The sequence below is a fragment of the Brevibacterium spongiae genome (assembly GCF_026168515.1).
GTDB lineage: Bacteria > Actinomycetota > Actinomycetes > Actinomycetales > Brevibacteriaceae > Brevibacterium > Brevibacterium spongiae.
The window spans coordinates 2,401,156-2,425,141 of record NZ_CP093443.1; the positions used below are offsets into that span (position 1 = coordinate 2,401,156).

The following is a 23,986-nucleotide window of genomic DNA, read 5'->3' on the forward strand; positions in this document are numbered from 1 at the left end:
TTACTTGAGGAAGTCCGGGATATCGAGATCGTTGTCGAAGTTCGAGCTGCTGCGTTCGCTGGGCAGCGTGGCCGGAATCTGGTGCTCCTCGCTGCGGCGGACCGGCTGTGCTTCCTTCGCTTCGGTCTCCTCGGCCTCAGGTTCGGGGACCACGGGCGATTCGCTCTCGGTCTCCGCAGGTGCCGAGGCCGGGATGGAGGCCGGGATCGCCTCTGCGCCGGCGGATTCGACGTTCGACGACGTGTTGTCGAAGCCGGCGGCGATGACGGTCACGCGGCATTCGTCGCCGATGTTGTCATCGATGACGGCACCGAAGATGATGTTCGCCTCGGGGTGGGCAGCTTCCTGCACCAGACGTGCGGCTTCGTTGACCTCGAAGAGTCCGAGGTCTCCGCCGCCGGTGATGCAGAAGAGCACTCCGTGTGCTCCGTCGATGCTGGCTTCCAGCAGCGGGGAGGCGATGGCGGACTCGGCGGCCTGGACGGCGCGGTCGTCGCCGGTGGCGGCGCCGATGCCCATGAGCGCGGTGCCCGCATCCTGCATGACCGACTTCACGTCGGCGAAGTCGAGGTTGATCAGGCCCGGCACCGAGATGAGGTCGGTGATGCCCTGGACACCGGACCGCAGAACCTCGTCAGCCGAGCGGAAGGCTTCGACGACGGAGACGCTGCGATCGGAGATCGAGAGCAGTCGGTCGTTGGGGATGACGATGAGGGTGTCGACCTCTTCGCGCAGAGCGGCGATGCCGGCTTCGGCCTGCGCGGAACGACGGCGTCCCTCGAAGGTGAAGGGGCGGGTGACGACACCGATGGTCAGGGCACCGAGCGAGCGGGCCACACGTGCGACGACGGGAGCCGCACCGGTTCCCGTTCCGCCGCCCTCACCTGCAGTGACGAAGACCATGTCGGCGCCTTCGAGGGCGTCGCGGATGGCGTCTTCGGAGGATTCGGCGGCTTTCCGACCGATCTCCGGATCGGCACCGGCACCGAGACCGCGGGTCTGATCGCGGCCGATCTCAAGCTTCACATCGGCGTCGGAGAGGACGAGAGCCTGGGCATCGGTGTTGATTGCGATGAACTCCACGCCGCGCAGGCCGACGTCGATCATCCTCTGAACAGCGTTGACACCGCCGCCGCCGGTTCCGGCAACCTTGATATCCGCTCCGGATTGTGGGAATTCAGCCAAGTCGGTTCCTCGTCTCAAGCGCTTGCACTCCGCAGGGTCTGCGTGCGCATTTCGGTCTGTGTTCTCTGCCCTGACGCTATTGGGCGGGGCAATATCACTGCAACCATTCTCGCCGGAGTGTCGGGGTTCGGCCAAACTTCCGGCCCGGTGTGTCGGAGCCAAACCGGGGCAAACATCGGCTGTGTGAGGTGCGACGTCGCCGGAACCTCCCAGCGTCAGGTTCCGAGCCGCTCCGGGTTCGGCCCGGGTCGTTCAGTCCGTCACTGGTACGGACGGCACTGAGACGTCGATCTCGGTGCGGCCCTCTGTCGCCAGCTGCACCGCGGTGCGCACCTTGAGGCTCGCGTTCGAGGAATCGCCGAGGACGACCGTTGCCTTGTTCTTGCCGGTGTCGAGTTCGCCCTGCAGATTGTTCGCGTCCTTCGCCTGGATCGTCGTCAGCTGTCGGCGCAGTTCGGGTCTCAGCTCGCCCAGGAACCGGATGACGGCGGACACTGTCGACTTCTCCGGTTCTCCTCCCGAGTTCCCGAGCACCGTGAGCTTCTTGGGCGCCTTGTCGACGACGCCGAGGTCGACGGCTGCGGCGTCGTAGAGGCGGTAGCCTGAGGAACCTTCGAGCGCGAGCACCGGGGTCCTGTCGGTCAGCGTGATCGTCAGCGACCGGGGACCGGAATAGTGCACGGAGGCTCTCTCCGCCTTCGGGAACCTCTTGAGCACGCTCTTCTCCACCGTGCCGGGCCGGACCTGGGGCAACGGGGTGCCGCCCTCGGAGTCCATGACGAAAGAGCTCACCTGATCAGAGTCGACGAGTTCGCTGCCTTTCACACTCACCTTCTGAAGGGCCAGCAGCGGTGAGAACCAGGCGATCGCTGCGACGGCGATGACGGCGACCACGATGCCGATGGCGATGAGACGTCGACGCCAGACCTGCAGGCGGCGGGCCCGGATGACTCCGGTGAGATCGGCGGTGGAGTTGTCACCGGTGCGGGCAGGGGGAAGCGGCACCATGAGGTTCAGCGCTCCAGGGCGCTCAGCAGCTCGGGTCCGAGGATCGTGACATCGCCGGCGCCGAGGGTGAGCACCAGATCACCGGGACGCACCCTCTCAGCGACGAAGGGAATCGCCTCGGCGAAGGACTCTTCGAAGGTGACGTGATCGTGCGGAACCCGATCGGCGATGATGGCTCCGGTGACTCCCGGCACAGGGTCTTCGCGGGCGGGGAAGACGTCGAGCACGACGACCTCGTCGGCCAGGCCGAGGGCCTGGCCGAACTCCTCCCGGAACTCCATCGTCCGTGAGTACAGGTGGGGCTGGAAGATCGCCCAGACGCGGCCCTCCTCGGTGACGACTCCGCGAGCGGCGTTGAGCACGGCCCGCAGTTCGGTGGGGTGATGGGCGTAGTCGTCGATGACGCGGACACCGGCGGCGATCCCGCGTTCCTCGAAGCGACGGCGGGTGCCTCCGTAGCCGGCCAGTCCGGTGGCCGCACGATCGACATCGGCGCCGAGGCTGTGCGCCGTGGCGATCGCGGCGGTGGCGTTGAGCGCATTGTGCAGTCCCGGCTGCCGCAGCTCCACGGTCAGCGGTTCGTCCCGGCCGGGCAGCTGCAGTGCGAAGGAAGAGGCGATCCCGGACTCGAGCCCGGTCAGCCGGATGTCGGCGTCGTCCCCGGTGCCGTAGAAGACGACGTCGGCGCCTTGGGCGCGGGCGGTCGTGGCCACGTCGAGGGATCCTGCGTCATCGGCACACGCGATGATGGTTCCCCCGCGGGACTGGATGCCATTGCAGAATTCGATGAACGCCTCGCGCACCTTCTCCGGTGTCCCGTAGTGGTCGAGGTGGTCGGCCTCGACGTTCGTGAGAATGCCGATGGTCGGTTCGTAGAGCAGGAAGGAGCCGTCGGATTCGTCGGCCTCGGCGACGAAGACGTCTCCGGTGCCCAGGTGGGCGTTCGTGCCCGTCGTCGACAGCACTCCGCCGATGACGAACGACGGATCGATGCCGCAGGCCTGCAGTGCCACGGTGGTCATCGAGGTGGTCGTCGTCTTGCCGTGGGTCCCGGCCACGGCCACGGCGCGCCGGTCGACCATGAGGGACGCCAGGGCGCCGGAGCGGTGGAGGATGCGCAGGCCCCGTCGCTGCGCCTCGACGAGTTCGGGATTGTCCTTGCGGATGGCCGAGGAGATGACGAGGGTATCTGCCTCGCCGAGGTTGTCCGCCGAATGCCCGATCGTGACGGTCGCGCCGAGGGTGCGCAGAACCTCGACGACGGAGGAGTCCTTCGCATCCGACCCCGAGACGGTCACTCCGTTCATGACCATGATCCGGGCGATTCCGGACATCCCCGATCCGCCGATGCCGATGAAGTGGACGGCACCGAGTTCACCGACGGGGACGATGTGTGCTTGGGTCATATTCAGCCTTCCAGCGCGCGGGTGAGGATGCCGGCCATTCTGGCTGCGGCGTCGGTGGGATAGTTCAGGGCCGATGCGGCACGGCTCATCTCCTCGAGCCGCGGCCGGTCGCCGACCAGCGGCAGGATGGTCTCGGTGACCGTGGCGGCGGAGAATTCGGCATTGTCGACCATGAGCGAGGCTCCTGCGGCGACGCTGCCGGCCGCGTTGAGCCGCTGTTCGCCGTTGCCGATGGCCAGCGGCACGTAGAGCGCGGGCACGCCGACGACGCTGGCTTCGGAGACGGTGGCGGCTCCGGAGCGGGCGACGAGCAGATCGGCGACCGCATAGGCGCGGTGCATCCCGTCGACGTAGTCCACGACGTGGTAGTCGCTCAGCTCCGCGGTGGCTTCGCGCAGCTCTTCGCCTTTGCCGGCACCTGTGATGTGGAGGACCTGGATGCCCGCTTCCTGACAGGCGTCGGCCGAGGCGAGGAAGGCTTCGTTGATCTTCTGCGCGCCTGAAGAGCCGCCGGTGACGACGAGCACGGGAGCATCATCGCGCAGTCCGAGGTCGGCACGGAATCCGGCACGCTGCGCGGCGTCGCTGCGGTCGAGTGCGGTGATCTCGGCGGGCATCGGCATGCCCACGAGGGTGGAATTGCGCAGCTGCGTGTCCGGGAAGGTGATGCCCACCCGTCCGGGGCGTGTCAGTCGCGCGCCGAGGCGGTTGGCCATTCCCGGTTTCGCGTTGGCTTCGTGGACGATGAGCGGGATCTTCGCCTGTTTGGCGGCGAGGAATGCCGGCGGGCAGACGTAGCCGCCGACGCCGACGACCGCGGAGACGCCGCGGGAGGAGATGATCCGCCTGACTGCGGAGATGTTGCCGGAGAAGCGACCGGGGAACTTCAGCAGGGCGGGGCTGATCGACCGCGGCATGGGCACCTTGTCGATGGTGAGCAGTTCGAAACCGGCCCTCGGCACGATCTCGGCTTCGAGCCCGTCGGGAGTTCCCAGCGCGATGATGTCCCAGTCGGGGTGGGTCTCACGCAGTTCGCGGCCGATCGCCAGCATCGGCGAGATATGGCCGGTGGTGCCTCCACCGGCGAGGAGGATACTCGTCATCTCAATTCCTTCTCTTGCGGGCAAGTACGGCGAATGAGGATCGCATGCGGTCTTTGTGGACGGCGATGGCGGCGTCTGCTCCGGGCTCCGTCCGGGCGAAGGACAGCAGCACGCCGACGGCCAGGAGGCAGGAGATGATCGAGGACCCGCCGTAGGAGACGAAGGGAAGCGGCAGGCCGATCACGGGCAGCAGGCCGGTGACGACGCCGATGTTGATTCCGGCCTGTCCGATGATGAAGGCGAAGAAGCCGGCGGTGGTGACCTGGACCATGAGATTGGTCGAACGCATGATCACGCGGATCATGCCGTAGCCGAGGATGGCGAAGAGGAAGATGACGACGAGGGTGCCGATGAGGCCGAGCTCTTCGCCGATGATGGCGAAGATGAAGTCGTTGTGTGCTTCGGGCAGCCAGGACCACTTCTCACGGCTGGCGCCCAGTCCGACGCCGAACCATCCTCCCGAAGCCAGGGAGAACAGGCCGTGGTTGGATTGCCAGGCCTGACCCATCGTGTCGGCGGCGGTCTGGTCGGCATGGCCGGTGAGCATCGCCTTGATGCGGTTGAGGCGGTTCTCCGAGCTGAGCACGAAGAAGATAACGGCTGCGGTGAGGATGCTTCCGAGCAGAAGGAAGTACTTCATCGGGAAGCCGCCGATGAACAGGCACACCACTGCCATGGCCATGAGCACGAGTCCGGTGCCGAGGTCGTTGCCGCCGACGACGAGGCCGACCGCGGCGAGGATTCCGGGGACGACGGGGATCATGGCGTGGCCGAAGGTCGTCATCTTCCCGAACTTCTGCGCGAGGATGAAGCCGAGCCACAGGGCCAGGGCGACCTTGAGGAATTCGGAGGGTTGGACCTGGAAGCCGGCGAAGCCGATCCAGTTCGCGTTTCCCTTCGTGGTCTTGCCGAGCCCGGGCAGGAAGACGAGGGCCTGCATGACGATGCCGGCGCCCAATGCGATCCACGCCAGTCTCTTCCAGAAGCTCAATGACACGAGGCTGGCGGCGATCATGAGCGCGAAGCCGACGCCGGCGAACATCGCCTGCTTGTTGAAATAGGCGAAGGAGGAGCCCTCTCCCCCGTCGTAGGAGGTGATCGAGGATGCCGAGAGCACCATGACCAGACCGAGTCCGGTGAGCAGGAGCACGGAGACGAGGATGATGTAGTACGTCGTCAGCGGGTATGCGGAGAAGCGCGACCAGTCTCCACGCAGCGTCGCCATGACCTTCTTGACCACCGAGGGATTCTTCGCGCCGGACTTCTGAACCGGGGAGCTCTTCGGTTTCGACGTCTTCGGAGTCGTTGTCTTCGGTGCTGACTTCTCGGCGCGAGACTTCTTCGGAGTGGTCTTCCGAGTGCGCTGTGCCGACGCGGCAGGCTTCGTCGCACCAGCAGATCGGGCTGCGGACTTTCCGCCGCCGGATCCGGCTGCGGACTTTCCACCGGCAGACCGTGCTGCGGACGGCGCACCGGATTTCGCCGAGGCGGCCTTCCGCGTCTTCGTCGCCGCAGGCGCGGAGGCGCTCGTCGTCTTCGCGAGCTTACGGCGGCGGCGTGCATCCTCCTTCGCGGTGGTCTGCCGGCCCATGTCAGCGTCCCAGTCGGTTGTGGACGGCTTCGGTGAACAGTTCGCCGCGAGTGTTGTAGTTGAGGAACTGGTCCATGCTCGCAGCGGCCGGAGCCAGCAGCACGGTGTCCCCGGCTTCGGCCAGTGTCGTCGCAGCGTCGACGGCGGCCGCGGCCACGGCTTCGCCGCGGCGTCTTGGCACGCCGGAGTCGACGGCCAGAGCGGGCTCGATGCGCACGACGTTGAGCTCGGGAACGGTCGCGGCGATGGCCTCGCGGTACGCAGCATCGTCTTCGCCGATGAGCACGAGCGCCTTGATCCGGTCCTTGTGTGAGGAGAAGAGCTCGCTGAAGTCGGCACCCTTGGGCAGTCCCCCGGCGATCCAGATGATCGAGTCGAAGGCAGCCAGCGAGGCGTTCGCGGCGTGGGTGTTCGTCGCCTTCGAATCGTCGACCCAGCGGATCCCGTCGGCCTCGGCCACGGTGACCATGCGGTGTGCGCCGAGCGAGTGGCTGCGCAGCCCTGCCGAGATCGCCTGTCCGGGCACATCGATGGCTCGTGCCAGGCTGGCCGCGGCGAGAGCATTGGCCACCTGATGCGGCGCGGGGTCACCGCCGGCGACTCCGGTGGCGGTCGCCACGTCGGCCAGGGAGGCGATCTCTGCGGCCGAGGAGTAGCGCTGCGGGATGAAGGCGCGGTCGACGAGCAGCTCTTCGACGACACCGAGTTCGCCGGGACGGGGCACACCGGTGGTGAAGCCGATGGCTTTGGCCCCTTCGATGACGTCGGCCTCTTCGACCATGTGCAGGGTCGACTCGTCGGCGCAGTTGAAGACGCACGCGAGCTTCGCATTGTGGAAGATCTTCGCTTTGTCCGCGGCGTAGGCTTCGGCGCTGCCGTGCCAGTCGAGGTGGTCCGGTGCGATGTTGAGCACGGCCGCGGCATCTGCGCTCATCGATTCCTGCCAGTGCAGCTGGAAGCTCGAGAGTTCGATCGCGAGCACCTCGAGGCCGGGTTCGAGCACGGCTTCGAGCAGCGGGGTGCCGATGTTTCCGCAGGCCTTGGCCTTGAGTCCGGCGGCCAGGAGCATCGATTCGAGCATCGTCGTGGTCGTCGTCTTGCCGTTGGTGCCGGTGATGGCCAGCCATTTGGCGTCGTTGGTTCCGCGGATCCGCCAGGCGAGTTCGACTTCCCCGATGATGGGGATGCCGGCCGCTGCGGCTGCGGCGAGCACCGGCTGGTCCGGACGCCATCCCGGGGAGGTGACGACGAGGTCGATCTCGCCTTCGGGCAGGCCCGCGACGTGTTCGGGTCCGCGGCGGATGTCGACGTCGAAGACTTCGAGGATCTGTGCCTTCTCGCTGACATCGGCCTGATCGTCGCCGTCGATGACGATGACGTCGGCACCGCGTTCGCCGAGGTGGACCGCCGCGGGGAAGCCCGTGACGCCCAGTCCGGTGACGAGTATCCGCAGACCGGCCAGGGATGAGTTCGGCCCGGCCAGCGCGGCCGGGACCTCCGCCACGGTGGACTGCGCCGGCTGAGCTGACCGAATGTGCGCGGCCTTGTTCTCCTCATCAGCCAATGCGGGCCACCCAGTCGGCGTAGAAGAGGCAGATGCCGGCGATGACGAAGAGTGCGGCGATGATCCAGAATCTCACTACGATCGTCACTTCGGCCCACCCCTTGAGTTCGAAGTGGTGCTGCAGCGGTGCCATCCTGAACACACGTTTGCCGGTGGTCTTGAAGGAGGCGACCTGGATGATCACCGAGAGGGTGATGATGACGAAGAGTCCGCCGAGGACGATGAGCAGCAGCTCGGTGCGGGACATGATTGCGAGTCCGGCGAAGGCACCGCCGATGGCCAGCGAACCGGTGTCGCCCATGAAGATCTTCGCGGGTGAGGTGTTGAACCACAGGAACCCGAAGCAGGCGGCGGCCATGGCTCCGGCGACCATCGCGAGGTCGCGGGGGTCGCGCATGTAGTAGCAGGCGTTCGTGGCCTCGGACATGAGGTTGCAGTTCTGGGTCGACTGCCAGGTGCCGATGACGACGTACGCAGCGAAGACGACCACCGAGGCGCCGGCGGCCAGACCGTCGAGTCCGTCGGTGAGGTTGACTGCGTTCGAGACCGCGGTGACGATGAGGTTCGCCCAGATGACGAAGAGGATGAGGCCCAGCACTGCGGACCCGAAGGCGAGGTCGAGGTTCGTATCGCGGATGAAGGAGATCTTCGTCGACGCCGGGGTCTCGCCGAAGGAGTTCGGGAACTGCAGGGCGAGGACGGCGAAGGAGATGCCGACGAAGGCCTGACCGATCAGCTTCGGTACGGGGCGCAGGCCCAGCGACCGCTGCTTCTTGATCTTGATGAAGTCGTCGAGGAAGCCGACGACGCCGAGTCCGGCAGCCAGCCAGAGCACGAGCAGCCCCGAGGCTGTCGGCACCGACCCGGTGAACAGGTGGCCGAGCAGATACGCCAGAACTGCGGCGCCGATGATGACGACGCCGCCCATGGTGGGGGTGCCGCGTTTCGTCGCATGCGAGGTCGGACCGTCGTCTCGGACGAACTGGCCGTAGCCCTGTTTGACGAGCACCCGGATGAACAGCGGGGTGCCGACGAGGGCGAGGATGAGAGCCAGGCAGGCTGCGAGCAGTACGGCAATCATTGGGCCCCCGATACTCCGGCGATTTCGTCCCCGAGGTAGCGCAGACCGGCGTCTCGGGAGGATTTGAACAGGACGATGTCACCGGGGGCGAGTTCGGCGCTGAGCAGGTCCTTTGCCTCGGCGGCAGTGGCCACCCAGATCGCTTCGTTGCCCCAGGAGCCTTCGAGGTTCGCGGCGTTGAAGATCGGCTTCGCACCCTCTCCGACGACGATGGTGCGGGTGATGTTCAGGCGCACGACGAGTTCGCCGATGTCCGAATGGGCGGACACGGACTCATCGCCGAGTTCGAGCATCTCGCCGAGCACGGCGAAGGTCCGGCGGGGCCGGTTCTCCTCATCGCCGCGCCCCATCGAGGCCAAGGTCTTCAGCGAGGCGCGCATGGACTCGGGGTTCGCATTGTAGGCGTCGTTGAGCACGGTCACGCCCGAGGGCGAGTCGATGAGCTCCATGCGCCAGCGGCTGGCGGCCGAGGACGTCGAGAGTGTGGTCACGATGGACTTCGTCCCGACTCCGCAGGCGTGGGCGATGGCCGCAGCGGCCAGAGCATTGCCGACGTGGTGTTCGCCGATGAGCGCCAGGCGCACGTCCTGCGGTTCCTCACCGGGCAGGGTGAGGGTGAAAGCGGGGTGGCCGGAGGAGTCAGTGGTCACTCCGGTGCCGCGCACGATCGCGTCATCGGCCCCGACCCATTCGGGCAGGGATTCGCGCTGGGAGAACCACAGGGTGTTCACCTCGGGGGCCAGCACCTCGCGCATTCCCGCCACTCGGGTGTCGTCGGCGTTGAGCACCGCGGTCGCACCGGCGGTCAGGGACTCGACGAGTTCAGCTTTGGCCCGTGCGGTATTCTCGATCGATCCGAAGACTCCCGAGTGCGCGGTGCCCACGGCGAGTTCGACGGCGATATCGGGACGGACGAGGCTTGTCAGGTAGGCGAGGTTGCCGATCGAGCGGGCGCCCATCTCGAGGACCAGGAAGCGGGTGGACTCGTCTGCCCGCAGCGCGGTCAGCGGCACCCCCACCTCGTTGTTGTACGAGTTCGGCGGCCACACGGTCGCGGCCTCACCGGAGAGCAGATCTGCCGCGAGGTCCTTGACCGTGGTCTTGCCGACGGAGCCGGTGATCGCGATGACGGTGATCTCCCCGTCTGCGCGCAGTCCTTCGATGCTGTGTTTGGCGAGCAGGCCCAGTGCCTCGGTGGCGTCGGCTACGACGACGGTGGGCAGGGGCTCCTCATCGACGGTGGGGACGGATTCGCCGATGATCAGGGCCGCGCCGGCCTCGACGGCGGCTGCGGCGAATTCGATGCCGTCGAAGCTCTCACCTCGGCGGGCGACGTAGATATCGCCGGGCCCGACTTCTCTCGAGTCGGTCACCACGCCGGCGGTCAATGGGGTCTCGGGGTCGATGCCGTACAACTCGCCGCTCAGGGCGGTTGCGATTTCGGCTGCAGTCAGTCGCTTCATATCATCTGTGAACTTTACCTGGTTGTGCGCCGCCGAGTCGCATGGACAGCGCCGAGCGTGTCCGCGCGCGGTCGTCGAATTCGGTCACCGTGGTGCCCACGGTCTGGCCTGTCTCGTGTCCCTTGCCCGCGATGAGCACAGTCGTGGACGGGTCTGCGGAGGCGATCGCCTCGTCGATGGCTCGGCCCCGGTCGGGAGCCTCGATGATCTTTTTCACACGCGCCTGTCCGGCGGCCACGGCGGCGTCGATGCCTTCCCTGATGGCGGCGCGGATTGTGGCGGGATCCTCGGTGCGGGGATTGTCGTCGGTGAGAACGATCACATCGGCTTCGCGCGCCGCGGCCTGCCCCATCCCGAAGCGTTTGCCGCGGTCCCTGTCGCCGCCCGCGCCGAAGACGATGACGAGCTCCTCGGAGTCGGCGTGCAGGCTCGCCAGCGCCTTGGCGATGGCGTCGGGAGTGTGGGAGTAGTCGACGATGGCGCGCGGGAGCAGCTCGGGGTGGGACTCCTCGAGCGCTCGGGGGCCGGAGACGTCGATGATCTCCATCCGCCCCGGCACCGAGGCCACGAAGCTGCGTCCGATCGCGTCGATCTCATCGGCGCTGATGCCGGATTCGATGAGCATGGCGGCGGCCAAGGCGGTGTTCGTGACGTTGAAGTCGCCCGGCAGCGGTGAGCGCAGCCGCACGGTCTGTGATGCGTCGAGGTGGAGGACGAAGTCCGCTTCTCCCGGGGTGTGGTCGATGCGCCACTGGCTGCGGTCGTCGCGTCCCAGCGTGTGCACCGGCACCTGCGCGGCGTCGACCATCCGCTCGCCCCATTCGTCTTCGACGACGATGACCGCGCGGTCGGAGAAGGTGCGGGTGAACAGCTGGGCCTTGGCCTCGAAGTACTCCTCCATCGTGTTGTGGAAGTCGAGGTGGTCCTGGGACAGGTTCGTGAACCCGGCCACGGAGAAGTGGGCGCCGTCGACGCGGTGCTGGCTCAGCGCGTGGGAGGAGACCTCCATCGCGCAGGTGTCGACATCGGCGGCACGCATCTTCGCAAACAGGGCATGCAGCTCGGGAGCCTCCGGGGTGGTGCGCACGCTCGGCACGGTGTCACCGGCGATGAGGATGGCGACTGTGCCGATGACGGCGGTCCGGTGGCGAAGCGCGGAGAGCATCCCGTCGACGAGGTAGGTCGTCGTGGTCTTCCCGTTCGTTCCGGTGACGCCGATGAGCTCCGGCACCGAGGTGGTCCCGTAGACGGCGGCCGAGACGAACCCGAGCACCGCCCGCGGGGCTTCGACGATGAGTGCGCTGACCCGCTCGAGCAGGTCCCGGTCGGTCTCGGAGTCGCCGAGCGCCTCGGAGATCATCGTCCAGCCTGCGGAGTCGGTGAGGATCGCATCGACTCCGGCACGGATGAGCTCGGGCGCGAATTTCGCTCCGTGGACGTTGGCTCCCGGCAGCGCGGCGTAGAGCTGTCCCGGCGAGACGGCGCGCGAGTCGTGGGAGACCCCCGTGACCTCCTTCTCGGGATCGCCGTGAAGGGTGCCGGGGGCGATCGGCAGCAGCTGTGAAAGACGCATCATTTCCATTCTCGTGCAGGCAGCTCGGGTTTCTCGGTCGAGGGTGGGATCTTCAGATGCCGCATCGCGAAGCCTGCGACGTCGGAGAAGACGGGGGCTGCGGCCTGTCCACCGTAATAGCCCTTTCGGGGCCTCTGCAAAGTCACCGAGATCGCCAGTTGGGGGTCTTCTGCCGGGAGCACACCGACGAAGGAGGCGGTGTAGCCGTCGTAGCCGCCGCCCTCGGCGGCGGGTGCCTGTGCGGTGCCGGTCTTACCTGCCACCCGGTAGCCCGAGACCTGGGCGGACTTTCCGGTGCCTTCGGCGACGACGCCTTCGAGCATGCGCAGGGTCTTGTCGGCGGCCTTCTCGCTCACGACCCGCTGCTTCTCCCCTGCCGGGGTCGACAGGGTCCGACCCTGCGGTGAGATCATCCCGTCGACGAGGCGGGAGGGCACGTGGACGCCGCCGTTGGCGATGGTGGAGATGACGTCGGTGGTCTGCAGCGCATTCGCGGCCATGCCCTGGCCGAACATCACCGTGTACTTCGTGCGCCCGTCCCAATCCTTGTACGGGTGGACGATGCCTGCGGTCTCGGCGGGGAAGCCGATGCCCGAGGTGGATCCGAAGCCGAACTTCTTCATGTATTCGTAGCGCTGCTCCTCGGTGAGCTTCTGTCCGGCGAGGATGGTGCCGGTGTTCGAGGACTGGGCGAGGATCCCGGCGAAGGTGAGTTTCTCGTCGGGGTGCGGAGACGAGTCCCGGAACTCTTCGTCGTTGGGTGCCTTCCATTTGTCGGGGACGGTGAATTCCTGTTCGGGGGTCACCAGTCCCTGGTCGAGCAGGGCCGCGGCGGTGACCATCTTCGCCGTCGAACCGGGTTCGAACACATCGGTGAAGATCCGCGATCCGCGATCGTCGCCGTCGACCTTGCCCGGGGAGTTCGGGTCGACCGTGGGCGCGTCGGCGGCGGTGATGATCCGCCCGGTCTTGACCTCTTTGATGACGATGGACGCGGATTCAGCCTTGTGCTTCTTCCGCTGTTCCTCGATGGCCTGCTGAGCGTAGTACTGCAGGTCCGGGTCGATGGTCGTCTGCAGTCCCTGTCCGTCGACGGCGTCCTTGATGTTGTTGTCTCCCAGCGGGATGATCTCTCCGCGTGCGCCGCGTTCGTACTGCTGCTGGCCGTCGGTGCCGGACAGCTCGTCGTCGTAGGCCATCTCGAGTCCGGCCTGCGCGGTGCCGTCCGAGCTGAGGAAGCCGACGAGGTTGCCGGCCACTCCGCCGGCCGGATAGGAGCGCACTGCGTACTGCTCGGCTGAGACGCCGAGGACTTCGAGCTTCTGCACGGCCCTCCAGGTCTCCGAGGTCAGTCCCTTGGCCACGGGGTTCCAGCGTTTGTCACCGACGAGCTTCGGGTAGAGGAGTCCGGGATCGGTGTTCAGCGGCTTCGCCAGGGCTTCGGCGGCACCCCAGGCTCCGACGAGCTTGCCGTCGACCTTGTACTGGGCGACGTTCTGCTGGTCGACGACGAGCTGGTAGCGGGAGACGCTGTCGGCGAGCACAGTGCCGTCGGAGGCCAGGATCTGGCCTCGGTCTGCGGGCAGGGTCTTGGTGACGAGGCGATTGGACAGGGCCTTCTCCGCGAGCTGCATCGAGTCCATCCCCTGGATGGACACGAGCCGCACGGTGGTGATGAGCAGAGCGAGAATCGACACAGCGGCGATGAACCCCATCCGCAGACGCAGATTGGGGCCTGTGCTCTTGCGCTTCTTCTTCAGTCGGCTCTTGGCTGGGCCCATTGCACTGTCCTCGGTCCTTGGCGTGGTCGGCGAGTGGTTCGGTCAGGCCGTTCCCTGGTCCCGGTGAGCTCAGACTATTTCGGGGTCTCCTGGCTCGGAGCCGCAACGTCGTTGCTCGGGCTGCCCCCGACGACCGGGAGCTTCTCATCCGATCGTAGATTGGGTCGGAGGTCTTCGCGTGTATCGGCGCGCGGCCCGGGCACGACTGTGGGCTCTTTCTCACCGCTGACGTCGATCCCCGGAGCGTCGATGATCTTCCCGGTCTTCGCGTCGAGGAACTCCGGGGAGGAATCGCGGACCAGGCCGAGCTCTTCGGCGGCAAGGGCGATGTTCTGCGGGGACTCGCGGTAGGAGTTGTCTTCGACGAGCCGGTCCTTCTGCTCGGCCAGCGCTTCCTTCTGCGAGGTCAGCTGGTCGACCTTGTAGGAGGTGTGGGAGACGAAGATGTTGAGCAGCAGCACGGCCACGAGGGTCGCCACGAGGATCCCGACGCACAGCAGCGAGAACGGCAGTCGGGATTGGGGCAGCTCGAACTTGAGCAGACGCAGCTTGGCAGGACTCTGCGACGCACCGGTCTCCTCGAGCCTGCGGAAGCGTTCGGTGACGTGGGTCTGACCTGCGGTCGCCTGGGAATTCCTCACGATCGTGCCTCCCTGATCTTCTGCACTGCCCGCAGCCGGACGCTGGCCGCCCGCGGGTTGGTCTCTGCTTCTGTCTCGTCTGCCATCTCTGCGCCCCGGATGATCTCGGTCAGCCAGGGCTGGAGCTCTTCGGGGACCACGGGCAGGTCCGGCGGCGCCGACGTGGTCGTGGCTGTGCGGAACGTCTTCTTCACGATGGTGTCTTCGAGGGACTGGTAGGACTCGATGACGGCCACTCCCCCGATGTGCAGGGCCTCGAGCGCGGCCGGCAGTGCGGTGCGCAGAACTCCGAGTTCGTCGTTGACCTCGATGCGCAGAGCCTGGAATGTGCGTTTGGCGGGGTGGGAGCGCTTCTTCGTCTGCGGGATCACGCGGGAGAGCATCGCGGCGAGCTGCTCCGAGGTCTCCCACGGGGTGTGGGCACGGTCGGTGACGATGATCTTCGCGATCTTTCCGGCCATCTTCTCTTCGCCGTATTCGCGCAGGATCCGACGCAGCTCGGCTTCGGAGTAGGTGGCGAGCACCTCGGCGGCGGTGAGCTCCTGTGTGCGGTCCATGCGCATGTCCAGGGGTGCGGGCCGGGAATAGGAGAATCCGCGTTCGTCCTCATCGAGCTGCAGGGAGGACACGCCGAGGTCGAGCAGGATCGCGCTGATGGCGGTGATTCCCAGGTCGGCGAGGACTTCGGGCAGCTCGTCGTCGACGGCGTGGACGATGTCGGTGCGGTCGGCGAAGGGGGCCAGGCGCTTGGTGGCGATGTCGATGGCCTGCAGGTCGCGGTCGATGCCGACGAGGTGGACGTCGGGGAAGGCCTGGAGGACGGCTTCGGAGTGGCCGCCCATGCCCAGTGTGCCGTCGACGACGACCGGGGTGATGCCGGCGGTGCGGGCGGCGGCGACGCCGACCCCGATGAGTTCGACCACGCGCTCGAGGAGCACCGGTACGTGCTGCTGAGCTGTCATGCGTGGGGTCCTTCGTGTGTGGGTTTCTTCGGGGGTGTGCTGCTGTGGTGCTGCTGGAGCCAGAACCTTGACCGCCGCGGCCCTGCCACCGGGGAAGTGTGTCAGGACTACCGAGCTTCGGAAACGGGGAAGTTCCCCGAAACTCGAGCACGGCGGGCAAGGATCAAGCCCGAGCAGAATCAGATCACTCCGGGGATCACCTCCTCTTCGCGTTCGGCGAAGGCCTGCTGAGCGCCGACGAGGTAGTCCTCCCAGGTCGGTGCATCCCAGATCTCGACTCGGTTGCCCATGCCGATCACTGCGACTTCCCTGGTCAGTGATGCGTACTGCCGCAATATGTTCGGGACCGTGATGCGTCCCTGTTTGTCCGGTTGATCCGCAAATGCCGCCGACAGGAACACACGCTGGTAATCGCGGGCTTCCTTATTCGTCTTCGGCGCGTTCTGGATTCGCGCGTGCTCGGCTTCGAACTCCGTGGTGGGGAACAGGGTGAGGCAGTTCTCCTGTCCACGGGTCAGAACGAGTCCGGGCGACAGCTCCTCGCGGAACTTTGCGGGCAGGATGAGGCGACCTTTGTCATCGAGCTTCTGCATATGAGTGCCCAAGAACATGTCGTCTCACCCCTTTCGGAAACCCATCGGCTCCGATATCAACCACCCTACTCCACTTTCCTCCACGTATTCCAGCGTTTCACCTAGCCCACGTCTGGATGACGGTATTTTCCCAGGTCAGATAGGTGGAGGAAAGTGGGGAAAATTTTCTATCGGTGCGTCGCGAGGGTGTCTGCAGGCCACGAAACGGCGGTTCTCAGGTGACGTCGAGCCACCTCGGTGAGGGTGGGTCCGACTGCGAAGATCCGCGAGTTCTCGCGGAGTCCGCGGGATCCCCTCGCCGAGGTGGAGCGAAGTGGGGAGGGAAGTGGAGGGCCCGCGTGGAGGAAAGTGGGGAGCGAAGTGGGGAACCTCCTCGGGGAGGGAAATGGGGAGCGAAGTGGGGAGCGGGAAATGGACAGAATTCACCCGTGGGAGGGACAGCAGCGCCGAACCTGAAAGAAGCTCGTGTGGCTGGAGCCGCGGGCATAGGGGACAATAGGTGTCATGTCGATCAGCCAAGAAGGTACACAGACCAATTCCGTGATCGGTGCCGAACACATCGAATGGGTGCAGCACCTGACCTCGCGGGCGCGCACGACGATGAATGCGGTGCTCGAAGGCAAGGACGAAGCGGTCGGGCTCGCGCTCATCGCGCTGCTCGCCGGCGGCCATGTCCTCCTCGAGGACGTCCCCGGGGTCGGCAAGACCCTGCTGGCCCGCGCGATGGGCAAGGTCGTCGACGGCTCCGTGCGCCGCATCCAGTTCACTCCGGACCTGCTGCCCACCGATGTCGTCGGCGTCAACCTGTTCAATCAGGAGACCCGTCACTTCGAGTTCCGCCAGGGCCCTGTGTTCGCGAACATCGTCATCGCCGATGAGATCAACCGAGCCTCGCCGAAGACCCAGTCGGCGATGCTCGAGTGCATGGCCGAGGGACAGGCCACCATCGACGGGCAGACCTACCAGATGCCGACGCCGTTCATCGTCGTCGCCACTCAGAACCCGATCGACATGGAGGGCACCTACGCCCTGCCCGAGGCACAGCGCGACCGCTTCCTCACGAGGATCTCGCTCGGCTACCCGGCGACGAAGGACGAGGTCGATCTGCTGGATAACCAGATTCAGAACGATCCGCTCGAGACTGCGACGGCGGTGACGAACCTCGAGCAGATCACTCAGGCGCGCACCATCGTCCGACATGTCTCGGCGAGCCGGGCGCTGCGCGAATACATCGTGGCGATCCTGCAGGCGACCCGCGACGATCAGGCGATCCTGCTCGGCAGCTCGCCGCGCGGCGGCGTCCACCTCCTGCGGGCGGCCAAGGCCCGGGCGGCCCTGTCAGGTCGCACCTTCGCCACCCCTGACGATGTGCAGGCCCTGGCTCCGTACATCCTCGCTCACCGCATCATCCCCCGCGACGGAGACGACTCCGAACTCGCAGCAGACCTCATCGGTCGGATGCTGTCCCGGGTCCCCGTCTCGACGAACCAGTGACCGCATGCGACTGAGCACTTCGGGAATCATCTTCGTCCTCGCCGGGGCGGCCCTCATCATCACGGCTTACCGGTTCGCCCTGCCCGGACTGCTTCCGGCCGGGCTGCTGCTGCTTGGTCTGGTCGTGCTCTCGGCACTGCTCATTCTGTGGGGCACCCGGCGCGTCTCGGTTGCCCTGAGCACCTCTCTGCACGAGGTCGCACTGCCGGGCGCCCGGGACCGCTATCCGCTGGCGGCCGTGGGCAAGGAAGTCGAGATCGAGGCGCGAGTGACCAACATCGGTCAGCTCGCGATCCCGTCCTCGACCATCGACTTCGTCGCCGCCGACGGCTTCGGCGACTCCACTTCCGGGGCGGTGCCGGCCTTGGCGCATAGGGCTTCGCAGACCGTGCTCACCTCGTTCACACCGCATCGGCGCGGGGTCTCCGGCGTCGAAGCGGCGCTCATCACGGTCTTCGGTCCCTTCGGACTCGTGAAGATGAAGAAGAAGGTCAGAGGGGCGTTCCCCGTCGCCGTGTCCGTTCCGCATCTGAGTGCACGCATCCCGAAGGATTCGTCGATCCGTCCCGCGCGCCTCGACGACGGAAAGGTCCGGTCCGGGCACACCACCCGTGACTTCCATACCCGCGAATATGTGCCCGGCGACGATCTGCGTCACGTGCACTGGCCCTCGACCGCGAAGTCCGGTGAGCTCATGGTCCGTCATGAGGCCGACGAGGAGACGCTGCACGCGCTCATCATCGTCGACCTCGCCGCCGACGCGGAGGCCGAAGAGCCCAGCGACCTCGAGATCGAGTTCCTGCTGGCCGCCGCGACTGCGGCCGGAACCGCATTCCTGCGAGCCGACTATGAAGTCAATGTCGTCGTCCCCGGACACCAGATCAGATTCAAAGGAGCGCGCGATATCGACAAGCTGCGACTTCTCTCCGCACTCGTCCGTCCCGGCAAGGTCGAGCTGCCCGCACATGACAACCCGAACCACATCGTCATCTGCTCCGTCGGCGATCAGCGCGGTCAGGAGCTCGCTTCGCAGTTCTCGCGGCGTGTGCCCGTGACTCTGCGCACGCTCAGCGAGATCGAGGATATGACGATGATGGGTCTCAGCGAGGACCTGCCCGAGTCGTGGACTAGCTTCGAGTCCAAGCGCAGGATCAACCGGTCGCAGGAGGTGCGCCGATGAGCCTCGATACTCCCCCGACACGGTCGCACGGAACCTCCGCGTCCGAACCGCCGTCCCAGTCCCCCACAGGTGTGGTGTCTACGAACGATTCGAGTCCGCCGGCCGGATGGCTCGAAGCGGTCATCGTCTTCGCTGCCATGGTGCTCACCGCAGTGGCCGTCTCAGCGGTGTTCAAGGACTTCGCCTGGCTGCCGCCCGTCCTCGCCTCGGTCGCAATCGTCGTCATCGTCGGAGCCGTGTTCCGCAGCATCGCGGTGCTGCGCTCGAGCGGCACCGCGGTCATCGCCCAGTGCGCGGCCGGACTCATCGCGGTCTTCGTCGTCTGCGCGCAGGGCACTCTGCTGCTCGGCTTCGTTCCCACGGGCAGTTCGTTCGGGAAGGTCATCGACCAGCTCTCCGCCGGTGTCAGCGATCTCTATGCGACCGCTCCCCCGGCTGCGAGCACTCCCGGCTTCACCGCGATGCTCACAATCGCGTTCACCCTCATCACGATCCTCATCGACGGCCTCGTCGCCGACCTGCGGGCCCCGAAGGTCGGCGGTGTGCTGCTGCTCGTGCTCTGGATGATCCCCGTGTACTTCGCCGCTCAGGAGGTGAAGTGGTGGCATATCGTCGCGATCCTCGCGGCCTTCCTGCTGCTCATGCTCAGCCCGTATCTGCCGGCCACGCGCTGGCGCGGAGGACTGACAGCGGTGCTCGCCGGTGCGCTGGCTCTGGCGATCGGCCTCGGCCTGCCTCTGGCGCTGCCGCCGGTGCCGACTCTGCCCGACCGGGCGTCGAAGGGCCAGGGCGACCTGACCGTGACGAACCCGTTCCTCAATCTGCGGCAGAACCTCGGCGACCGTGACGATGCGACGCTGTTCAGCTATCAGACCACGGCCGAGGACCCAGATCCGGTCCGGCTGACGTCGATCGACGACTTCGACGGGGAGAACTGGGCACCGAGTCCGTTCAGCCTCGATCCCTTCGCGATCGCCACCGATGGGATGCCCTGGCCCGAGGGCATGCCGCGGAAAGCGAACTATCAGGAAGAGACCATCGACGTCGTAGTCGGCGCCGACTACGACCAGCAGTACCTTCCGTCTCCCTATGCCCCGCAGCGGCCCGAGGGCCTCGACCGTCGGTGGATCTTCGACGAGAAGACGCTGACCGTGGTGGGCAATGGTGAGAAGACCGGTGGCCTTGAGTATTCGATGAACTACCTGTCGCCGAATCCCGACGTCAAGGACCTACAGTCCGCGACTCCGGTGGACAAGGGCGACTTCGACACCGAGCTCGAGGTGCCCGATTCCCTGCCGACGAGTGTCAGCGAGACTGCGGAGCGGGTCACCGCCGATGCTGAGAATCAGTGGGAAGCGGCGGTGCTGCTGCAGGCGTACTTCCGCAGCGGCGATTTCGAGTACTCCCTCGATGCCCCGGAGCGGGCCAGCGGAGATGCGATCTCGGACTTCCTCGCGGACAAGAAGGGCTACTGCGTCCAGTTCTCCTCGGCGATGACGATCATGGCCCGGACCATGGGGATTCCGGCACGCATCGGTGTCGGCTTCGCCGGTGGGGACAAGTCCGACGGTGGATTCGACGTGAGCATGCAGGATTCGCATGCCTGGCCGGAGCTCTACTTCGAGGGCGCAGGGTGGATCCGCTTCGAACCCACTCCTGGTGGGCCTGCCGGCGATCCGCCCGAGTGGACGTTGGCCAGTGGGGCGAATCAGGAGGACACCGACGAGTCCGAGTCGGCGAGCCCGAGTGAAGAACCAACCGAGGAGACCTCTGCTGCCGGAGGCGAGGAATCCGAGGCCGGCGATGAGGAGACGAGTACTCAGGCTGCCGAACCGGCAGGGGCCGCCCTGACCACCTACGTGTGGATCGGCGTCTTCATCCTCGCCGTGCTGCTGTTGGCGGCGATTCCCGCGATCTGGCGCTCGATCCTGCGTTCGCGTCGGACGAAGGATCCGCATGACCTCGAGGCGATCTGGACCGAGGTGCGCGCCCTGTCCACGGACTATGGGCAGAGCCTGGATCCGAGCCGGACGCTGCGCTTCAACGAACTCGTGCTCGCCGGAGCCGTGCCCTCGGCCGGTGCCGACGGTGCGTCGGGTGGCGCCGGTTCGAGCGCTTCCGGTGCGGCGGGTGCGGCGCCTTCCGGCAGCGCGGGCCCTGTCCCCGTCGAGGTGGATCCCGAGACCGGGGAACCGGTCCGCAAGTCCGCCGCCGAGGTGGCTGCCGGTGCTCCCGCCGGCGGAAGTTCCGCCGGTGCGGGTGGTGGTACCGATTCCGCAGATGCTGCAGGGACCGCTGGTGCCGCATCGGGGCCTGCAGGAGCGGCAGGTCCGGCTGCGGCCGACCGTGCCGACGAGCGGCTGAATCGTCTGCGTCGTCCGGCGCCGAACGAACCGGATGCTCAGCGCCGTGATGATTCCGCGCTGTCGGCGTTCGTCGATGCTCTTGAGGCGAAGCGGTATGGTGCCGCGGCCGAGTCGCTCGACGATTCCGAAGTGCGTGCGCTCATCGACGAAGTGGGCACGGACCTGTCCGAACGGGCGACACCGGGCAACCGGATCTCCGCGAAGATCTGGCCTGCCAGCCTCTTCAATCCCCCGCGCTGACTGCGGAGAAGCACAGAAGGAGGCGGTCCCTCACGGGCCGCCTCCTTCGACATTCACACGCCGCCACAACGGCGTTCACAGGTCGACTTCAGCCCGCCCTCGCGCTCAGCCCACCCGTCCTCGGCTCGGCCCACCCGTCCTCGGCTCGGCCCGCCCGTCCTCGGCTCGGCCCGCCCGTCCTGGCCCTCTGCCCGTCCACTGGCACTCAGCCGACCCGTGCCCGTTTCGAACGATCGAGTTCCCGCAGGGCAAGCAGTCCCCTGACCGCTGCGATCGGTTTGACGACGGGCTGCTCCCCGAACCGATAGTCGCCGCCTCGCACGAGGCGACGGGCCAGGTCGGGTCTCAGCTGCCAGAGGTGATCACGGGCCTTCTCTGCATGATGAGCGTTCGACACGATGCTGATCGTCGAGTCGGGTCTCAGCTCCTCGTCGATGAGCGGGATGGCATTGACGATGTTCTGCCATGTCGTCATGCTCTGAGTCTCGAGGAGGATCCTGCCGGTGAAGCCCAGTTCCTCACGCGCGAAGCGTTCGAGGATCCTCGCTTCCGGCGTCTGCCCGCCGACAGCTCCTCCGCAGAGGATGAGCACGGCTGAGCGTGTCTGTGAGTCGATGGTGCGCAGTCCGGCACGCACACGGAACCGATTGATGCCGTTGGCTCGCTCACCCCGGTTCCGGTAGCCGAGCACCACGATGATCCGGCCACCACCGCTCATGCCCCGACCATCTCCGGGCCGCACATCCCCGGCCCGGACGTGTCCCGGACCGCCGCTGCTCAGTCCGGTGCCTCCGAGTCGGCGATGACTCGAGGTCCAGTGCGTGTATTCGGCGAAGGCGATCACCGACGCGAGAGCAGCGCCGGCCAGACCGGCACAGGCGATTCCAACAGGCAATGAAAAAGGCACCCTCAGCATGAGAGTGCCTTGATCGTGGGGACCGGAGTCATTCGCCGCGCTGGCGCTTTTCCCACCGGTCTTCGATCCGGCTCATGAAGCCGGCATTGCCCTTCGAATTCGACTTCGCTCCGACGCTGCGGTCTTCGGTCTGCGTCGAGTGGATGTGACCGGGGCGACTGAACGCCCAGTACATTCCGGCGACCATGAGACCGAACCCGACGACGCCGAGAGCGATCCACCAGGTCGAGTCGGACACGAGCGAGATCGCGAGGATCGTCGCGGCGAGTCCGGCCAGAGCGACGAGGATGCCGAGGACGAAGCGCTTGGCGGAGATTCCCGGACCCGTTGCCGCGGCCTGGGTTTCCGAGATATTGCGTGCGAATCGAGGGTCTTCACTGCGCAGCTGCTTCTCCAGTTGATCCAACAGCTGCTGTTCGTGATCGGAGAGTGGCATCTCGAACCCCCGTTTCCCTACTCAAGTCTTTCATCCAATCATAGTCTCTGAGCCCCGAAAAAACATCTCGGGGGCCCTTGATCGCCCGGATTCTCACGGGGTCTTCAGACTATGTTCCACCTCACCACCCGTCAGGGCTCCTGCCGCTTGCGCAGAAGTGAGGCCTGCGAGATCGCTTCGGTCCCGAAGCGCCGCCTGACCTCGTCGAGTGCCACCTCTGCTTCCCGCCCCGAATGTTCGGGTTCATCCAAGGTGGCCTGCCGTCCTGTGACGGCGAAGTCGTTGAGGCCCGCCGCCCGCACCCCGAGCAGCCTGACCCCCTGTGTCCGCTGTTCCCGCAGTTTGCGCATCGCCGGCCGCAGCGCCTCGTACATCTCCCGGGCCAGATCGGTCGGCGCAGACAGCGTGACCGAACGCGACAGGGTGGTGAAATCGCCGAGCCGGTACTTCAGGCCCAGAGTCGTCGCCACCTTCCCTTCGGCCCGCACCCGATAGGCGACCTTGTCCGCGAGACGCAGCAGCTCGTGGTCGAGCACGTCCACGTCCCAGATGTCCTCACCGAAGGTATTCTCGGCGCTGATCGAGTGCTCCTTGGCCTGCCGATCGAAGCCGTGCGAGTCGAGGCCGTGGGCGGCTCGCCACAGGTGATGGCCGTGCGCGCCGAAGACACGTGCCGCCCAATCCTCGTCGACTGCGGCGAGGTCGCCGATGAGTCGGATGCCGTAGCGGGAGAAGCCCTCCCGGGTCTTCTCCCCCACCCCGGGCAGGGCTTCGATGGGCATCGGGTCGAGGAACTCCTGGGTCTTCGCCAAGGGGACGAGCAGCTGTCCGTTGGGCTTCGCCCGCGTCGAGGCGAGTTTCGCCACGACCTGGCTGCCCGCAATGCCCACCGAGGCGCTCAGCCCTGTGCGTTCCTGGATCTGTGCCCTCAGCCGGGTGGTGATCTCCACCGGTGAGCCGAGCCGGCGCACTGCGCCGGAGACGTCGACATAGGCTTCGTCGACGCTGACCTGGCGGACGTCCGGGGTGACCTCGGCCACGAGGTCGAAGACTTGGCGGGAGAAGGACGAATACAGGCCATGGGACGGCGGGATCACCTCGGCGATGGGGCACAGATTCATCGCTCGGGACATCGGCATGGCCGCGTGGACCCCGAATTCGCGGGCTTCGTAGCTGGCGGAGACGACGACGCCGCGACCGCTGCGACCCCCGACGATGACGGGTCGGCCGAGGAGGTGGGGGCGGCTGAGCAGCTCCACGGAGACGAAGAACGAGTCCATGTCGAGGTGGAGCATCGTGGCACCGGAGTCGTCGGTGCCCAGTCGGCTGAGGTCACCTCCGGATCGTGCCAGCTGCTTCCGACTCATCGCCTGCCCCTCGCGCTTGTTCCTTTCGGCTCCGCC

Annotated in this window: 19 protein-coding genes; 3 read left to right on the forward strand and 16 right to left on the reverse strand. The window is 66.5% G+C overall.

What is annotated here, in order from left to right:
• The 13 genes from ftsZ to mraZ all read right to left on the reverse strand — a co-directional run bounded on the left by ftsZ (window position 1) and on the right by mraZ (window position 15,969).
• Window positions 1-1,185: a cell division protein FtsZ gene (ftsZ, locus tag L1F31_RS10875; protein WP_265417316.1), complete on the reverse strand. Its 1,185-nt coding sequence runs from the start codon at window positions 1,183-1,185 to the stop codon at window positions 1-3.
• Window positions 1,186-1,437: 252 nt separating this feature from the next.
• Complete coding sequence (locus L1F31_RS10880; protein WP_265417317.1) at window positions 1,438-2,193, reverse strand: cell division protein FtsQ/DivIB; 756 nt, start codon at window positions 2,191-2,193, stop codon at window positions 1,438-1,440.
• Window positions 2,194-2,198: 5 nt separating this feature from the next.
• A complete protein-coding gene (gene murC, locus L1F31_RS10885) occupies window positions 2,199-3,599 on the reverse strand; it encodes a UDP-N-acetylmuramate--L-alanine ligase (RefSeq protein ID WP_265417318.1) in 1,401 nt (466 codons plus the stop codon).
• Between the two features lie 2 nt (window positions 3,600-3,601).
• Window positions 3,602-4,702 (reverse strand): UDP-N-acetylglucosamine--N-acetylmuramyl-(pentapeptide) pyrophosphoryl-undecaprenol N-acetylglucosamine transferase, encoded by a 1,101-nt coding sequence (locus tag L1F31_RS10890; protein ID WP_265417319.1) that lies wholly within the window; start codon window positions 4,700-4,702, stop codon window positions 3,602-3,604.
• A gap of 1 nt (window position 4,703) precedes the next feature.
• The gene (gene ftsW / locus L1F31_RS10895; RefSeq protein WP_265417320.1) at window positions 4,704-6,293 is read right to left on the reverse strand and encodes a putative lipid II flippase FtsW; all 1,590 of its coding nucleotides are present in this window, start codon (window positions 6,291-6,293) and stop codon (window positions 4,704-4,706) included.
• Between the two features lies 1 nt (window position 6,294).
• On the reverse strand, window positions 6,295-7,797 hold the full coding sequence (gene murD / locus L1F31_RS10900) for a UDP-N-acetylmuramoyl-L-alanine--D-glutamate ligase (RefSeq protein ID WP_265420428.1): 1,503 nt from the start codon (window positions 7,795-7,797) through the stop codon (window positions 6,295-6,297).
• Between the two features lie 52 nt (window positions 7,798-7,849).
• On the reverse strand, window positions 7,850-8,938 hold the full coding sequence (gene mraY / locus L1F31_RS10905) for a phospho-N-acetylmuramoyl-pentapeptide-transferase (RefSeq protein ID WP_265417321.1): 1,089 nt from the start codon (window positions 8,936-8,938) through the stop codon (window positions 7,850-7,852).
• Window positions 8,935-10,401, reverse strand: coding sequence for a UDP-N-acetylmuramoyl-tripeptide--D-alanyl-D-alanine ligase (locus L1F31_RS10910; RefSeq protein WP_265417322.1), 1,467 nt, complete (start codon window positions 10,399-10,401; stop codon window positions 8,935-8,937). The genes mraY and L1F31_RS10910 overlap by 4 nt, the downstream gene beginning before the upstream one ends.
• A 1-nt stretch (window position 10,402) precedes the next feature.
• A complete protein-coding gene (locus L1F31_RS10915) occupies window positions 10,403-11,977 on the reverse strand; it encodes a UDP-N-acetylmuramoyl-L-alanyl-D-glutamate--2,6-diaminopimelate ligase (RefSeq protein ID WP_265417323.1) in 1,575 nt (524 codons plus the stop codon).
• Entirely contained in the window at window positions 11,974-13,755 is a 1,782-nt protein-coding gene (locus tag L1F31_RS10920) for a peptidoglycan D,D-transpeptidase FtsI family protein (protein ID WP_265417324.1), read from the reverse strand. Before L1F31_RS10920 ends, L1F31_RS10915 begins: the two co-directional genes overlap by 4 nt.
• 74 nt (window positions 13,756-13,829) lie before the next feature.
• On the reverse strand, window positions 13,830-14,396 hold the full coding sequence (gene ftsL, locus L1F31_RS10925) for a cell division protein FtsL (protein ID WP_265417325.1): 567 nt from the start codon (window positions 14,394-14,396) through the stop codon (window positions 13,830-13,832).
• Entirely contained in the window at window positions 14,393-15,358 is a 966-nt protein-coding gene (gene rsmH / locus L1F31_RS10930; protein WP_265417326.1) for a 16S rRNA (cytosine(1402)-N(4))-methyltransferase RsmH, read from the reverse strand. Before rsmH ends, ftsL begins: the two co-directional genes overlap by 4 nt.
• 179 nt (window positions 15,359-15,537) lie before the next feature.
• Window positions 15,538-15,969 (reverse strand): division/cell wall cluster transcriptional repressor MraZ, encoded by a 432-nt coding sequence (mraZ, locus tag L1F31_RS10935; protein WP_101553353.1) that lies wholly within the window; start codon window positions 15,967-15,969, stop codon window positions 15,538-15,540.
• A gap of 486 nt (window positions 15,970-16,455) precedes the next feature.
• Between mraZ and L1F31_RS10940 the strand changes: the two genes are divergently transcribed.
• From L1F31_RS10940 to L1F31_RS10950, 3 genes are all read left to right on the forward strand, one after another.
• Entirely contained in the window at window positions 16,456-17,445 is a 990-nt protein-coding gene (locus L1F31_RS10940) for an AAA family ATPase (RefSeq protein ID WP_265417327.1), read from the forward strand.
• Between the two features lie 4 nt (window positions 17,446-17,449).
• A complete protein-coding gene (locus tag L1F31_RS10945; protein WP_265417328.1) occupies window positions 17,450-18,625 on the forward strand; it encodes a DUF58 domain-containing protein in 1,176 nt (391 codons plus the stop codon).
• A gap of 74 nt (window positions 18,626-18,699) precedes the next feature.
• The gene (locus L1F31_RS10950; protein ID WP_265417329.1) at window positions 18,700-21,231 is read left to right on the forward strand and encodes a transglutaminase TgpA family protein; all 2,532 of its coding nucleotides are present in this window, start codon (window positions 18,700-18,702) and stop codon (window positions 21,229-21,231) included.
• Between the two features lie 205 nt (window positions 21,232-21,436).
• Here L1F31_RS10950 and L1F31_RS10955 read toward each other — a convergent pair whose 3' ends face one another.
• The 3 genes from L1F31_RS10955 to dinB form a co-directional block, all read right to left on the reverse strand.
• Window positions 21,437-22,126 (reverse strand): YdcF family protein, encoded by a 690-nt coding sequence (locus L1F31_RS10955; RefSeq protein WP_265417330.1) that lies wholly within the window; start codon window positions 22,124-22,126, stop codon window positions 21,437-21,439.
• Between the two features lie 49 nt (window positions 22,127-22,175).
• Window positions 22,176-22,583, reverse strand: coding sequence for a DUF3040 domain-containing protein (locus L1F31_RS10960; RefSeq protein ID WP_265417331.1), 408 nt, complete (start codon window positions 22,581-22,583; stop codon window positions 22,176-22,178).
• 131 nt (window positions 22,584-22,714) lie between these two features.
• Window positions 22,715-23,950: a DNA polymerase IV gene (gene dinB, locus L1F31_RS10965; protein WP_265417332.1), complete on the reverse strand. Its 1,236-nt coding sequence runs from the start codon at window positions 23,948-23,950 to the stop codon at window positions 22,715-22,717.
• Window positions 23,951-23,986 lie beyond the last annotated feature (36 nt).